Source organism: Pseudomonas sp. S37, from assembly GCF_016658545.1.
In the GTDB taxonomy this organism is placed as follows: domain Bacteria; phylum Pseudomonadota; class Gammaproteobacteria; order Pseudomonadales; family Pseudomonadaceae; genus Aquipseudomonas.
Genome location: NZ_JACVZC010000147.1, coordinates 1 through 13,452, shown reverse-complemented (window position 1 = coordinate 13,452; position 13,452 = coordinate 1). Strand labels below are relative to the sequence as shown.

The 13,452-nt window shown below is 62.7% G+C and carries 19 protein-coding genes; 11 read left to right on the top strand and 8 right to left on the bottom strand.

Features of this window, described 5'->3' with window-relative positions:
- Window positions 1–90: 90 nt before the first annotated feature.
- Genes IAE39_RS26855 through IAE39_RS26845 form a run of 3 tightly spaced genes read left to right on the top strand, consistent with a single transcriptional unit; the run spans window position 91 to window position 1,950 of the window.
- The gene (locus IAE39_RS26855) at window positions 91–1,080 is read left to right on the top strand and encodes a 2-hydroxyacid dehydrogenase (RefSeq protein ID WP_201207516.1); all 990 of its coding nucleotides are present in this window, start codon (window positions 91–93) and stop codon (window positions 1,078–1,080) included.
- Between the two features lie 31 nt (window positions 1,081–1,111).
- Complete coding sequence (locus tag IAE39_RS26850; protein ID WP_201207515.1) at window positions 1,112–1,549, top strand: hypothetical protein; 438 nt, start codon at window positions 1,112–1,114, stop codon at window positions 1,547–1,549.
- Window positions 1,546–1,950, top strand: a complete 405-nt coding sequence (locus tag IAE39_RS26845) for an META domain-containing protein (RefSeq protein WP_201207514.1) — start codon at window positions 1,546–1,548, stop codon at window positions 1,948–1,950. Before IAE39_RS26850 ends, IAE39_RS26845 begins: the two co-directional genes overlap by 4 nt.
- 108 nt (window positions 1,951–2,058) lie before the next feature.
- On the opposite strand, the gene IAE39_RS26840 is transcribed toward IAE39_RS26845, so the two are convergent.
- Entirely contained in the window at window positions 2,059–2,523 is a 465-nt protein-coding gene (locus IAE39_RS26840) for a TlpA disulfide reductase family protein (RefSeq protein ID WP_201207513.1), read from the bottom strand.
- Window positions 2,524–2,608: 85 nt separating this feature from the next.
- Between IAE39_RS26840 and arsC the strand changes: the two genes are divergently transcribed.
- Genes arsC through IAE39_RS26825 form a run of 3 tightly spaced genes read left to right on the top strand, consistent with a single transcriptional unit; the run spans window position 2,609 to window position 3,970 of the window.
- Window positions 2,609–2,962, top strand: a complete 354-nt coding sequence (gene arsC / locus IAE39_RS26835; protein WP_201207512.1) for an arsenate reductase (glutaredoxin) — start codon at window positions 2,609–2,611, stop codon at window positions 2,960–2,962.
- On the top strand, window positions 2,959–3,564 hold the full coding sequence (gene wrbA / locus IAE39_RS26830) for an NAD(P)H:quinone oxidoreductase (protein WP_025338005.1): 606 nt from the start codon (window positions 2,959–2,961) through the stop codon (window positions 3,562–3,564). The genes arsC and wrbA overlap by 4 nt, the downstream gene beginning before the upstream one ends.
- A complete protein-coding gene (locus IAE39_RS26825; RefSeq protein WP_182388759.1) occupies window positions 3,557–3,970 on the top strand; it encodes a DUF2069 domain-containing protein in 414 nt (137 codons plus the stop codon). Before wrbA ends, IAE39_RS26825 begins: the two co-directional genes overlap by 8 nt.
- Window positions 3,971–4,072: 102 nt before the next feature.
- On the opposite strand, the gene IAE39_RS26820 is transcribed toward IAE39_RS26825, so the two are convergent.
- Together IAE39_RS26820 and ttcA are read right to left on the bottom strand one after the other, a co-directional pair.
- A complete protein-coding gene (locus IAE39_RS26820; RefSeq protein ID WP_010952703.1) occupies window positions 4,073–4,744 on the bottom strand; it encodes a DNA-3-methyladenine glycosylase I in 672 nt (223 codons plus the stop codon).
- A gap of 4 nt (window positions 4,745–4,748) precedes the next feature.
- Window positions 4,749–5,573 carry a tRNA 2-thiocytidine(32) synthetase TtcA gene (gene ttcA / locus IAE39_RS26815; protein ID WP_201207511.1) on the bottom strand — a complete coding sequence of 275 codons (825 nt, stop codon included), beginning with the start codon at window positions 5,571–5,573 and terminating at the stop codon, window positions 4,749–4,751.
- A gap of 261 nt (window positions 5,574–5,834) precedes the next feature.
- Here ttcA and IAE39_RS26810 point away from each other — a divergent pair, with 261 nt between their 5' ends.
- Both IAE39_RS26810 and IAE39_RS26805 read left to right on the top strand, forming a co-directional pair.
- Window positions 5,835–6,434 (top strand): Yip1 family protein, encoded by a 600-nt coding sequence (locus tag IAE39_RS26810; RefSeq protein WP_012270925.1) that lies wholly within the window; start codon window positions 5,835–5,837, stop codon window positions 6,432–6,434.
- 131 nt (window positions 6,435–6,565) lie between these two features.
- Window positions 6,566–7,060 carry a SprT family zinc-dependent metalloprotease gene (locus tag IAE39_RS26805; protein ID WP_201207510.1) on the top strand — a complete coding sequence of 165 codons (495 nt, stop codon included), beginning with the start codon at window positions 6,566–6,568 and terminating at the stop codon, window positions 7,058–7,060.
- Between the two features lie 190 nt (window positions 7,061–7,250).
- Here IAE39_RS26805 and fpr read toward each other — a convergent pair whose 3' ends face one another.
- The gene (gene fpr / locus IAE39_RS26800; protein ID WP_016501130.1) at window positions 7,251–8,030 is read right to left on the bottom strand and encodes a ferredoxin-NADP reductase; all 780 of its coding nucleotides are present in this window, start codon (window positions 8,028–8,030) and stop codon (window positions 7,251–7,253) included.
- A gap of 120 nt (window positions 8,031–8,150) precedes the next feature.
- Here fpr and finR point away from each other — a divergent pair, with 120 nt between their 5' ends.
- Window positions 8,151–9,077: a LysR family transcriptional regulator FinR gene (finR, locus tag IAE39_RS26795; protein WP_201207509.1), complete on the top strand. Its 927-nt coding sequence runs from the start codon at window positions 8,151–8,153 to the stop codon at window positions 9,075–9,077.
- On the opposite strand, the gene IAE39_RS26790 is transcribed toward finR, so the two are convergent.
- From IAE39_RS26790 to IAE39_RS26780, 3 genes are all read right to left on the bottom strand, one after another.
- Window positions 9,074–9,439: a diacylglycerol kinase gene (locus IAE39_RS26790; RefSeq protein ID WP_010952700.1), complete on the bottom strand. Its 366-nt coding sequence runs from the start codon at window positions 9,437–9,439 to the stop codon at window positions 9,074–9,076. The genes finR and IAE39_RS26790 overlap by 4 nt on opposite strands.
- A gap of 73 nt (window positions 9,440–9,512) precedes the next feature.
- The gene (gene erdR, locus IAE39_RS26785; RefSeq protein WP_201207508.1) at window positions 9,513–10,163 is read right to left on the bottom strand and encodes a response regulator transcription factor ErdR; all 651 of its coding nucleotides are present in this window, start codon (window positions 10,161–10,163) and stop codon (window positions 9,513–9,515) included.
- Window positions 10,164–10,342: 179 nt separating this feature from the next.
- A complete protein-coding gene (locus IAE39_RS26780; RefSeq protein ID WP_201207507.1) occupies window positions 10,343–11,053 on the bottom strand; it encodes a tRNA-uridine aminocarboxypropyltransferase in 711 nt (236 codons plus the stop codon).
- Between the two features lie 218 nt (window positions 11,054–11,271).
- Between IAE39_RS26780 and IAE39_RS26775 the strand changes: the two genes are divergently transcribed.
- On the top strand, window positions 11,272–11,691 hold the full coding sequence (locus IAE39_RS26775; protein ID WP_201207506.1) for a quorum-sensing-regulated virulence factor family protein: 420 nt from the start codon (window positions 11,272–11,274) through the stop codon (window positions 11,689–11,691).
- Window positions 11,692–11,707: 16 nt separating this feature from the next.
- Here IAE39_RS26775 and IAE39_RS26770 read toward each other — a convergent pair whose 3' ends face one another.
- Window positions 11,708–11,917, bottom strand: a complete 210-nt coding sequence (locus IAE39_RS26770) for a hypothetical protein (protein WP_201207505.1) — start codon at window positions 11,915–11,917, stop codon at window positions 11,708–11,710.
- Window positions 11,918–12,077: 160 nt separating this feature from the next.
- Here IAE39_RS26770 and IAE39_RS26765 point away from each other — a divergent pair, with 160 nt between their 5' ends.
- Window positions 12,078–13,196 carry an LOG family protein gene (locus IAE39_RS26765; RefSeq protein ID WP_201207504.1) on the top strand — a complete coding sequence of 373 codons (1,119 nt, stop codon included), beginning with the start codon at window positions 12,078–12,080 and terminating at the stop codon, window positions 13,194–13,196.
- The last annotated feature ends 256 nt before the right edge of the window (window positions 13,197–13,452 follow it).

Here is a 13,452-nt window from a genome sequence, read left to right as displayed (position 1 = left end):
ACAGGCGCTGAATGTATCGAGGCGAACACTTCGGCGCTCGATCTCACAGGCACCGACCAACCCAAGCCATACACTACAAAGGAAGCCCCAATGCGCGCCCTGTTGTTCAGCAGCCAGCACTACGACCAGGAAAGCTTCACCCGGGCCGCCAGCGGCACCGGCCTGGATCTGCATTTCCAGGCCGCCCGCCTGACAGTCGACACCGCCGCCCTGGCCGATGGCTTCGAGGTGGTGTGTGCCTTCATCAATGACGAGCTCGACGCCGCCGTGCTGCAACGCCTGGCCGCCGGTGGCACGCGCCTGATTGCCCTGCGCTCGGCCGGCTACAACCACGTCGACCTGGCTGCTGCCCAGCGCCTGGGCCTGGCCGTGGTACGCGTGCCGGCCTACTCGCCGCACGCCGTGGCCGAGCATGCCGTGGCGCTAATCCTGGCCCTCAACCGGCGCCTGCACCGCGCCTACAACCGCACCCGCGAAGGCGACTTCACCCTGCACGGGCTGACCGGCTTTGACTTGCACGGCAAAACCGTCGGGGTGGTCGGCACCGGCCAGATCGGCGCAGCCTTCGCCCGGATCATGGCCGGCTTCGGCTGCCAGCTGCTGGCCTACGACCCCTACCCCAACCCCGAGCTGCTGGCACTGGGCGCACGCTACCTGCCGCTGCCCGAGCTGCTGCGCGAGGCCCGCATCATCAGCCTGCACTGCCCGTTGACCGAGCACACCCGGCACCTGATCAATGAACAGAGCCTGGCCCGGTTGCAGCCCGGTGCCATGCTGATCAACACCGGCCGCGGCGCACTGGTCGACACCCCGGCGCTGATCGACGCGCTGAAAAGCGGCCAGCTCGGCTACCTGGGCCTGGACGTCTACGAAGAAGAAGCCCAGCTGTTCTTCGAGGACCGCTCCGACCTGCCCCTGCAGGACGATGTGCTGGCCCGCCTGCTGACCTTCCCCAACGTGATCATCACCGCGCACCAGGCCTTCCTTACCCGTGAGGCGCTGGATGCCATTGCCGCGACCACGCTGGACAACATCAACCGCTGGGCGGCAGGCAATCCACAGAATCTGGTGATGGGTTAGTGCTAGGATACGCGGCATTTCTGGAGGACCCATGGTCGAGCACGATTTCCGCTACACCCTTTTCAACCCGCAACACACCCTGATCGAGTGCCGCGCCCTGGTGCCGGGCCGTTACCAGGTCACTGGCAATGGCGGCTCGATGCACAAAGGCGACACCCTGCTGGTTACCCTCAAGGGCAGCAAGGACTTGTCCATGCGCCTGACCGTAGAGAGCGTGCGCCACCTGATCAACCCGCGCGGTCAGTGGGTTGCCGTGGCCAGCGGCCCGGCGTTCAACGAGCTGGAAATCCTCACCTGGCAGGTCGAATGCGACAGCTGCGACGCCGTGCTGGACTTCGAGTTTGCGGTAGACGCCAAGCTGGGCAAGCAAGCCCGCCAGCCTGCTGCCAGCGCGCGTATCGCCGAGCTGGGCTGGGCCAGCCGTGGCGACAAGCACCTGTGCCCGCGTTGCCAGGAGAGCGCCGAGTGAAAAATCTGCTGACCGGCGCGCTGATTGCCACCGGCCTGCTCGGCTGTGCCGCTGAACCTTCCAAGCTGCAGCAAGAGCGCAGCTATGTACTGGAGTGGATTGGCGAACGCCCGTTGATCGACTACAGCCACCTGACCCTGACCCTGGCCAGCGACGGTCGCGCCTATGGCAATGGCGGCTGCAACCACTGGTTTGCGCCGTACACACTGGACGGCGAACACCTGAGCTTCGGCAAGGTCGGCAAGACCCGCAAGCTGTGCGCGCCAGCATTGATGGAGCAGGAAAAACGCTTCCTGCAGGCGCTGGAAACGGTGCAGCGCTGGGATGTCTCGCCGGTGGAGCAGATGCGCTTCTGGCCGGCCGAGGGCAAGCCGCTGCGTTTCTGGCCTGAGGAAGGCTGACCGATCCGGCGGCCTCTTCGCGGGTAAACCCGCTCCCACAGGTACAGCGCCGCATTTGAAGGCTGCATCGAACCTGTGGGAGCGGGTTTACCCGCGAAGCTTTTTGCTTCAGGCGCCTTTCAGGGCCTTGATCTTGGCCTGCAGCCCTTCCAGGGTCTGCTCACCCAGCAACTGCTCGCGCACCTTGCCCTTGTCATCGATGATGTAGGTCACCGGCAACGCCTCGCTGCGCGGCAGGTCATAGCGCTCGGCCGGGTCCTGGGCCAGTACGGTAAAACCGATGCCCAGGGTTTCGGAGGCCTGCTTCAGGTCCTGGCCCTGCAAGCCATCGAAGTTTACCCCCACCACCTTGATGCCCTCGGCCGCCCACTGCTTGGCCGCTGTGTTCAGCTCCGGGATTTCGGTACGGCACGGCCCGCACCATTCGGCCCAGTAATTGAGCACCAGCCAGTGCCCGTCGATCTGTTCGGCCTTCACCGTATTACCGTGCTGGTCCACGCCATAATCGGCACCGCAACCACCGAGCAACAGGCTCGCGGTGATGGCCAGTACTGCTGCCAGACGCCTTGCCATGGGTCAATCCTTCTCGAGTTTTAAAGCAAATTGGTCAGTCGCTGCGGTTAGAATAGCCGCCACACCCAGCTGGATGCGACCCGACATGACCGACCTCACGCTCTATCATAACCCGCGCTGCTCAAAATCCCGCGGCGCGCTGGAACTGCTCGAAGCCCGCGGCCTGGCACCGACCATCGTGCGCTACCTGGAAACCCCGCCCGACGCCGCCACCCTCAAGGCCCTGCTCGGCAAGCTGGGCATCAGCGCACGGCAGCTGCTGCGCACAGGCGAGGACGAATACAAAGCACTGAACCTGGCCGACCTGGCCTTGACCGATGCACAACTGATCGATGCCATGGCCCAGCACCCCAAGCTGATCGAGCGGCCGATTCTGGTGGCCGGTGACAAGGCCGTGATCGGTCGCCCGCCAGAAACCGTGCTGGAGATCCTGCCGTGAGCCAGCCCTACATTCTGGTGCTGTATTACAGCCGCCATGGTTCGACCAGCGAAATGGCCCGGCACATCGCCCGCGGTATCGAGCTGGCCGGCATGGAGGCGCGCTTGCGCACGGTGCCGGCGATCTCCACCGAATGCGAGGCAGTAGCCCCGGACATCCCGGCCAGCGGCGCGCTGTACGCCACCCTCGACGACTTGCGCCACTGCGCCGGCCTGGTGCTGGGCAGCCCGACCCGCTTCGGCAACATGGCAGCGCCGCTGAAGTACTTCCTCGATGGCACCAGCAGCCTGTGGCTGGGCGGTGAACTGGTCGGCAAACCGGCCGGCGTGTTCACCTCCACCGCCAGCCTGCACGGCGGCCAGGAAACCACCCTGCTGTCGATGATGCTGCCGCTGATGCACCACGGCATGCTGGTGATGGGCCTGCCCTACAGCGAGTCGGCATTGCTCGAGACCCGCGGCGGCGGCACCCCGTATGGCGCCAGCCACCACGCCGGTGCCGACGGCAAGCGTGAGCTCGACCAGCATGAAATCGCCCTTTGTCGCGCCCTTGGCCAACGCCTGGCGACCACGGCCAAGGCCCTGGAGGCCGCGCGTGGCTAAAAAGCCCAAGGTGTTGCCGCCGCTGGCTTGGCTGGCACCGCGCTTGCGCCTGACGCGGGCGCTGAGCCTGGCGTTTTTCTTTGGCCTGATTGCCCTGCTGGTGGTGAACAACCTGTGGTTCGCCAACCTGCATGGGGCAAGGGTCGAGGTGATCCTGGCGATCGAACTGGTGCCGCTGCTGTTGCTGCTGCCGGGCATGCTGCTGGGCAGCGCCCGGGCGCATGCCTGGACCTGCTTTGTGGTGAATATCTATTTCATCAAGGGTGTGCTGGCAGCGTTCGACCCGGCGCGGGCGGTGTTTGGCTGGGTTGAAGTGCTGGTCAGCCTGGGGCTGTTCATTGCCGGGCTGCTGTATGTGCGCTGGAAGTTCCAGCATGAGCGGCGCATGGCGGGCGAAGGCAGTTGAATTCTTCGCGGGTAAACCCGCTCCCACAGGTACAGTGCAGGCCTCAAGTGCGGCGCGATCCCTGTGGGAGCGGGTTCACCCGCGAAGAGGCCAGCTCAGGACTCAATGGTTGACGGTATGCGCCAGCATCACCGACAACTGGCACAGCGGCCGCCCACTCTCGGCATGCCACTGGTTGAACGCCTGCTGCACCAGCGCCAGGTCACGCTGGCTGGTCGGCTGTTTATCGATCACCTTCTGGGCAATCAGCGCCGCCGCCATGTCATCGGTCGGGATAAACGTGTCCTTGCCAACCATGCGCAAAAACCGTGGCGCCGACAACCCGCCGAGCTGGTTGCCATGCTTGGCCAGGTACTTCCACAACCCGACAATGTCGGTCACCGGCCAGTCGGCAATGAACGCACCAAAGCTGCCATGCGCTTTCGCGATATCCAGCACCATCTGCGCATTGCGCGGCACGCTCTTGAGCTTGCCCAGGTGGCGGATGATGCGCTCATCCTGCATCAGCCGCTCAAGGTGCTCGGCGCCCATCAGCACCACCTTCTCCGGGTCGAAGCCGAAGAACACCTGCTCGAACGCCGGCCACTTGGCATCCACCAGGCTGTGCTTGAGCCCGGCGCGGAACACGCGCAGGGCCAGGGTCGACAGGTAACGGTCGTCGCTGATGTCGCGCAACTGCGCCGGCGTGCGCGGCTGCGGCAGAAAGGCCTCCAGGGCCTGGGCCGAGCCAAAGCGGTTCAGGCAGTACTCATGCAGCCACTGGTAATCGCGCATGGGCTCAGATGTTCACCACGTCGAGGAAGCGTGGGGTAGCGCTTTCGTCGATCTTCAGGCTGGTGAAGTCGAACAGGTTGCGGTCGGCCAGTTGCGACGGCGCCACGTTCTGCATGGCGCGGAAAATGCTCTCGGTACGGCCCGGGTGCTTGCGCTCCCACTCCACCAGCATGTCCTTGACCACCTGGCGCTGCAGGTTTTCCTGCGAGCCGCACAGGTTGCACGGGATGATCGGGAACTGCTTCATGTCCGAGTAGGCCTGGATGTCCTTCTCGTGGCAGTAGGCCAACGGGCGGATCACCACGTTGCGGCCGTCATCGGCGCGCAGCTTCGGCGGCATGCCCTTGAGCGCGCCGTTGAAGAACATGTTGAGGAAGAAGGTTTCGACGATGTCGTCGCGGTGGTGCCCCAGCGCCATCTTGGTCGCGCCGATCTCGTCGGCGAAGGTGTACAGGGTGCCACGGCGCAGGCGCGAGCACAGCGAGCAAGTGGTCTTGCCCTCCGGTACCAGCTCCTTGACCACCGAATAGGTGTCCTTCTCGACGATGTGGTACTCGACGCCCAGCTCCTTGAGGTAGGCCGGCAGCACGTGCTCGGGGAAGCCCGGCTGCTTCTGGTCCATGTTCACCGCAACGATCTCGAACTTGATCGGCGCTACCTTCTGCAGGTGCAACAGAACGTCGAGCATGGTGTAGCTGTCCTTGCCGCCGGACAGGCAGACCATGACCTTGTCGCCATCCTCGATCATGTTGTAGTCGGTGATGGCTTCGCCGGCGAGACGACGCAGGCGTTTTTGCAGTTTGTTCTGGTTGACCGAGAGGGTGCCCATAGCGCTTGGATCCGCGAGGTGTGACAAAAGGCGGCTATTTTACGCACAAACGCGCCGCTGCTGTAGGCATTCCGATAAAGACTTCAATGTAATCAGCAGTGCGGCCGACAGCGCAATTTGCTCTAAAAAGCATGGTTTATGCCGGTAACGGCTTCCTATACTGCGACATAAGGCCACATTACCGCTTGCTTCGGTGTTCGGGCCTCGGGCCGCTTGCGCTCCATCTGGGGGGCGTTTGGCAACATTGAGAGGAGTGACGGCATGATTCATCACGTTGTGGGGCTGTTTACCCATCCCGACCAGGAATGGCGGGAGATCCGTGGCGAAGAAGAAACCATCAGCCACATGTACCTGACACACACCCTGATCCTGGCGGCGATCCCTGCCATTTCCGCGTTTATCGGCACCACCCAGGTGGGCTGGGTGATCGGCGACCGGCCAGCGGTGATGCTGACCATGGAAAGCGCCATCTGGATGAGCATCATGTCGTACCTGGCCATGCTTGCCGGGGTGGCTGTAATGGGGGCGTTCATCCACTGGATGGCCCGCACCTACGATGCCAACCCGTCCATGGCGCAGTGCATCGCCTTTGCCACCTATACCGCCACCCCGTTGTTCATCGGCGGCCTGGCGGCGCTGTACCCGCACCTGTGGCTGGGCATGCTGATCGGCACTGCCGCCATCTGCTACACGGTGTACCTGTTGTATGTCGGCTTGCCGACCTTCATGAACATACCGTCCGACGAAGGCTTCCTGTTCTCAAGCTCCGTGCTGGCAGTGGGCCTTGTGGTACTGGTGGCGATCATGGCCGCCACGGTGATTATCTGGGGACTGGGCGTGGGGCCCGTCTACACCAACTAGAACAGACTCAACCAACACTGGGGCATCAACCAGGGGCCGCCGCAAGGCGGCCTCTGGCTGTGCGCTGACCGGTGGCTCGGCAGGCTGCCTGTGGTTGCGGCATAATGCCCGGTCAGGAGAACCACCCCGCCATGCCCGAGCTGCTCAGACAACGCGTCGAAACCTGTTACCAGCAAGCCGAAACCTTTTTCAAACGCCCCTTCCCGCGCCCGGAAGTCAGCTTCAAGCTGCGCGGGCAAAAAGCCGGGGTCGCCCACCTGCACGACAACCTGCTGCGCTTCAACTTGCAGCTGTACCGCGAAAACCAGGAAGACTTCCTGCGCCAGACCGTGGCCCATGAAGTGGCGCACCTGGTGGCCCATCAGCTGTTTGGCGACCGCATCCAGGCCCATGGCGAGGAATGGCAGCTGATCATGCGCGGGGTGTACGAACTGCCGCCGAATCGCTGCCATAACTATGAAGTGCAGCGGCGTGTGGTGACCCGCTACATCTACCGCTGCCCTTGCCCGCAAGGCGACTTCCCGTTTACTGCGCAGCGGCACAAGCTGGTGCGCCAGGGGCGGCGTTACCTGTGCAAGCGGTGCCGCGAGATATTGGTGTACAGCGGTGAGACGCGGGTTGAATAGATTTGCCTGCACCGGCCTATTCGCGGGTAAACCCGCTCCCACAGAGATATCACTGCCTCAGGCCCTGTGGTGTCCCTGTGGTGTCCCTGTGGGAGCGGGTTTACCCGCGAAAGGGCCAGAACAGGCAGTGCATAAATCCCAGGCATAAGAAAGGCGACCCTATGGTCGCCTTCTTCATACCAACCTGCGCTTACTTCTCGACGAAGGCACGCTCGATCAGGTAGTCACCCGGCTCGCGCATGCGGGCGGAGACTTTAAGGCCGAAACTGTCCAGCACTTCGCTGGTCTCGTCGAGCATGCTCGGGCTGCCGCAGATCATCGCACGGTCATCCTGCGGGTTGATCGGTGGCAGGCCGATGTCGCTGAACAGCTTGCCGCTGCGCATCAGGTCGGTCAGGCGGCCCTGGTTCTCGAACGGCTCGCGGGTCACGGTCGGGTAGTAGATCAGCTTGTCGCGCACCGACTCACCGAAGAACTCGTTCTGCGGCAGGTGCTCGGTGATGAACTCGCGGTAGGCCACTTCGTTCACGTAGCGCACACCGTGTACCAGGATCACTTTTTCGAAGCGCTCGTAGGTTTCCGGGTCCTGGATGACGCTCATGAACGGCGCCAGGCCAGTGCCGGTGCTCAGCAGGTACAGGTGCTTGCCGGGGTTCAGGTCGTCCAGTACCAGGGTGCCGGTAGGCTTCTTGCTGATGATGATCTCATCGCCTTCCTTCAGGTGCTGCAGCTGCGAGGTCAGCGGGCCGTCCGGCACCTTGATGCTGAAGAACTCCAGGTGCTCTTCCCAGTTCGGCGAAGCGATGGAGTAGGCACGCATGAGCGGGCGGCCGCTTTCCTGCTGCAGGCCGATCATCACGAACTGACCGTTCTCGAAGCGCAGGCCCGGGTCGCGGGTGCACTTGAAGCTGAACAGGGTGTCGTTCCAGTGGTGCACACTGAGGACACGTTCGTGGTTCATGTTGCTCATCGATGGGGCTCCTGAAGAAAAACGCAGCGCGTGCAACACGCACAGTTGCGCGATAGTTTAGGGGCAGCGACAATATCTGTTAACTGGATTATCAAGATATGTGTTATCGGTTATATCGATATGCGATTTACACTTCGTCAGCTGCAAGTCTTCGTCGCCGTAGCCCAGCACCAGAGTGTGTCTCGGGCCGCTAGCCTGCTGGCATTGTCGCAGTCGGCCGCCAGCACCTCCATCACCGAACTGGAGCGGCAATCGAGCTGCCAACTGTTCGACCGTGCCGGCAAGCGCCTGGCGCTCAATGCCCTGGGCCATCAACTGTTGCCGCAAGCAGTGGCCCTGCTCGACCAGGCCAAGGAAATCGAAGACCTGCTCAACGGCAAGTCCGGTTTCGGCTCGCTGGCGGTCGGCGCCACGCTGACCATCGGCAACTACCTGGCCACCCTGCTGATCGGCAGCTTCATGCAGACCCACCCGGAAAGCCAGGTAAAGCTGCATGTACAGAACACTGCGCATATCGTGCAACAGGTCGCCCATTACGAAATTGATCTGGGTCTAATCGAAGGTGACTGCAACCACCCCGACCTGGAAGTGCAGCCGTGGGTCGAGGACGAACTGGTGGTGTTCTGCGCGCCACAGCACCCGCTGGCCAAGCTGGGCCGCGCCGATATCGAAAGCCTGTCGCAAGAGGCGTGGATTTTGCGTGAACAAGGCTCGGGCACACGCCTGACCTTCGACCAGGCCATGCGCCATCACCGTGCCAACCTGAACATCCGCCTGGAGCTGGAACACACTGAAGCGATCAAGCGCGCGGTAGAGTCGGGCCTGGGTATTGGCTGCATTTCACGCCTGGCCCTGCGCGACGCGTTCCGCCGTGGCAGCCTGGTACCGGTGGAAACCCCGGAGCTGGACCTGATGCGCCAGTTCTACTTCATCTGGCACAAGCAGAAGTACCAGACCTCGGCCATGCGCGAGTTTCTGGAGCTGTGCCGCAACTTCACTGCAGGCTTTACCCGCAGTGACGAAATCGTGCTGCCGCCGATCGCTTAAAGCAGGATCACGCCCCACACCAGCGCCACCATGGTCAGTGCCACCAGTTGCGCGGCGCTACCCATGTCCTTGGCGTTTTTCGACAACGGGTGGCGCTCCAGCGAAATGCGGTCGATAGCCGCCTCCACTGCCGAATTGAACAGCTCCACAATCAGCCCCAGCAGGCACACGGCGATCATGATCGCCCGCTCTGCGCGGCTGACCGGCAGCCAGAAGGCAATCGGGATCAACAGCACGTTGAGCAGTACCAGTTGGCGGAATGCAGCCTCGCCCTTGAAGGCGGCGCGCAGGCCATCCAGCGAGTAGCCAGCGGCGTTGAAGATACGTTTGAGGCCGGTCTGGCCCTTGAATGGCGATGTCATGTGAGTCACTTCACAACAGAAAGGCCAGCAGACTAGACCGGCACGGGTCAAAAAAGCGTGAAGCCATGCGCAGTCAGTTGCCGGCAACCGATTCAAGTTGTTGCAGCAGCAGCGCAGCCTGGGTGCGGGTACGCACGCCCAGCTTGCGGAAAATGGCGGTCACGTGGGCCTTGATGGTCGCTTCCGACACGCTCAGTTCATAGGCAATCTGTTTGTTCAGCAGGCCTTCGCAGACCATGGTCAGCACCCGGAACTGCTGTGGCGTCAGGCTGGCCAGCCCTTCGCTGGCGGCCTTGGCCTCGGCCGAGACATCAACCTTTTCAAACGCCTGCGGCGGCCACCAGACCTCACCGTCGAGCACCTTGCGCACGGCATCCTGGATCACTTCCAGGGGGCTGGACTTGGGAATGAAGCCACTGGCGCCAAATTCGCGGGACTTGACCACCACAGCGGCCTCTTCCTGCGCCGAAACCATCACCACGGGGATCTGCGGGTATTGCCCGCGCAGCAGCACCAGCCCGGAAAAACCGTAGGCACCCGGCATGTTCAAGTCCAGCAACACCAGGTCCCAGTCGGCTTTTTCGCTCAACCGGACTTCCAGCTCGGCAATGCTTGCGACTTCGACCAGGCGTACATCCGGCCCCAGGCCGAGGGTAACGGCCTGGCGCAGGGCGCCACGGAACAGCGGGTGGTCATCGGCAATCAGGATTTCGTAAGTGGCCATCGATCTAAGGATCCTGTTCTATGCCAGGCACTCGGGGGTAAGGGAAGCGCCCGGCGGGGAATCGGCGCCAAGGATGCCGAGCACGGTCAAGGGTGGTCAAGCCAAACGCCCTGCCGTCTCGCCCACCCTGGCTGCCAGCCCCGTCATTATGAACCAAAGCTGGGCTCGTGCCCCTTGGACTATAGGAAGGTATGCAAACGTTGGTGGGTGTCGTCCTGCTCGTCCAGCGGCAGGCGCCGCTTGCCGCTCAGGTAATGCAGGCTGAACACATCCAGGTAGGCATCCAGCGCCTGCGAAGCCTGGCTGTCGCCAGCAAGCTCCAGGCACATGGCCGCGACTTCCGCCGTACAGAAGTGATCGTCGCGCTTGGAGCGGCGCAGGCGGTAGCGCGACATCTGCTCGGCTTGCAGGCTCAATACCGGGAAGCGGTCCAGGTACGGGCTTTTGCGGAACATCTTGCGCGCTTCGGTCCAGGTCGCATCCAGCAGGATGAACAGCGGGCGCTTGCCCGGCTCACGCACCACCTCGCTGACTACCCGTTCCTGGGCAACGAACTCGCCCGGGAAGACAATGTAGGGCTGCCAGTGCGGGTCGTCGAGCAGCGCCAGCAGGCGCTCGTCAACCGAGGTGCGCAGCCAGCCGAAGGCAAAGGTGTCCTCGATAAGGTCGGCAATCAGCCAGCCGGTGTTGGTCGGCTTTAGTGGCTCAGTGTCGTGCATCAGCAGGCACACGCCCGAATCTGCCTGTACCCGGGGTTTCCAGGCACACAGGCAGTGGGTGGCGATGACCCGACAATCGGCGCAGCGCTCGGCACGCGAGCCGCGGGCGATGAAAGGCTTGATGCTGCGGGCCAGCCGTTCGGCGCGCAGGCGCGCTACCGCATGGCTCATGCCGGCAGGCCTCTGGACAGGTTGGAAATGGGCACAAGGATGACTCTGGGAAAACAAGGGCGCCAGTCTACCAGAACAGGGGGCGATTGCTGTGCAGGCGGCGGGCAGGTCCTTATAATCGGGTATTGCCGTGCCCGGTTCACTCGCCCGCACGATTTTCACGGAACGCCGTCGACCCGCGCATGTCAAAGCGCCAGTCATCGAACCAGGAGAGATTCATGCTGCGCCTTATCGCCCCCGCCCTGAGCCTGCTGCTCGCCCTGCCGCTGGCAGCCCAGGCGGCTTCCAAGCAGGATTACGACCTGAGCAAGATGCTCGACAAAGTCGCCAAAGAAAGCAGCGTCGGTACCCCGCGCGCGATCAACGAGGACATCCTCGACCAGGGCTATACCGTGGAAGGCAAGGCACTGATCAACCACTTGAGCGTGCGCCAGAGCCATGCCGAGCGCATGCAAGCCAACCCCGCCCAGGTGCGTAGCCAACTGGGTGACAGCGTGTGCCGCAACAATGGCTTCCGCAACCTGATGTCCAAGGGTGCAGTGATGGTCTACCGGTTCACCGTTTACAAGACCAACCAGCCGATCATGGATCAGGCGTTCGACAATGCCAGTTGTGTGGCCGGCAACAAGAAGAAGTAAACACAGCGTCTCACCCCTAGGCTTTCTCGTCTTCACAGGCGCGCCAATGCCCTTCAGCGGCCTCGGCGCGCATCTCGGCCAGTAGCGCCTGCAAGTAGCGCGACTGACACTCCAGTCCCGCCAGCCTGCGTTGGCACTCGGCTTCCAGGCTCAGGTGGTGCACCTGGGCCGCATTTTCCAGCTGCTGGTAGAGCTGCCAGTCCACTTCGATGATCAAGCGATGCATACCGCCACCTCCTGCACCGACACGTTTCGCTTTACCAGTTAACCAAACCCGCATCGCCAGTGGCCGCATGCCGACGGGCGGCGCTGGCAAACAGCCCGGCACAATCGGCCGCGAGGGTCTAGATTGAGGTCAGAGGTATTGGTGCAGAAGGAGACGTTGCATGCCTTACCCATCGAACGAACTGCTGTTCAGCCACTTCCGCGACAACAACATCGACCTCAGCCACATCGACGCACAATTGCAACTGGTGGCGCCAGGCAGCCCCAACCTGCCGCTGTACCGCGACATGATGCTGACCATCCTGCGCATGGCCCACGACGACAGTGACCGCTGGAGCGCCAAGATCACCCTGCAGGCTCTGCGTGAACTGGACCATTCGTTCCGCACCCTGCAGCGCTACAAGGGCCGACGCAAAGTGACCGTATTCGGCTCGGCGCGCACCCCGCTTGAACACCCGATGTACGCGTTGGCCCGCGAATTGGGCGCCACCCTGGCGCGGTCCGACCTGATGGTCATCACTGGCGCGGGTGGTGGCATCATGGCCGCAGCCCACGAAGGCGCCGGTAGCGCCCACAGCCTGGGCTTCAACATCACCCTGCCTTTCGAACAGCATGCCAACCCCACTGTGGACGGCACCGACAAGCTGTTGCCGTTCCATTTCTTCTTTATCCGCAAGCTGTTTTTCGTCAAGGAAGCCGACGCCCTGGTGCTGTGCCCGGGTGGCTTCGGCACCCTCGATGAAGCGCTGGAAGTGCTGACCCTGATCCAGACCGGCAAGAGCCCACTGGTACCCGTGGTACTGCTGGACTCACCTGGCGGTAGCTTCTGGCGTGACTGCCTGGACTTCATCAGCCGCCAGCTGGAAGAGAATCGCTACATCCTGCCCAGCGACCTGAAGCTGGTGCGCCTGGTGCACAGCGCCGACGAGGCGGTGGAGGAAATCAACCAGTTCTACAGCAACTACCATTCCAGCCGCTGGCTGAAGAGCCAGTTCGTGATCCGCATGCACCATGCCCTGAGCGAGGCGGCGTTGTATGACATTCAGGAAGGCTTTGCCGATTTGCGCTTGAGCGGCAAATATCACCAGCAACCCGACAGCAGTGCCGAACATGAGGTGGGTAACTACAGCCACCTGACTCGTTTGTCATTCGCCTTCAATGGCCGAGACCAAGGGCGCCTGCGTGAGTTGGTAGATTTTATAAACCTGCCAGAGAACTGGGCCAAGCCGCAGCCCATGCATACCACCCAGCGGGCCAGGGAAGCGTTGAAGGCCAGTTGACGGTGCTCGCCCAAGCCGCTCCTACAGGGATGGTGTGACCCTGAAGCCAGTGCAATACCTGTAGGAGCGGGTTCACCCGCGAAAAAGCCAGCGCGGTGGATGGCACCGGCTTTGCCGGTGTTCGCGGCTGAAGCCGCTCCTACAGGGATCGTGTGAGCCTGAAGCCCGCGCGGTACTTGTAGGAGCGGGTTCACCCGCGAAAAAGCCAGCGCGGTGGATGGCACCGGCTTTGCCGGTGTTCGCGGCTGAAGCCGCT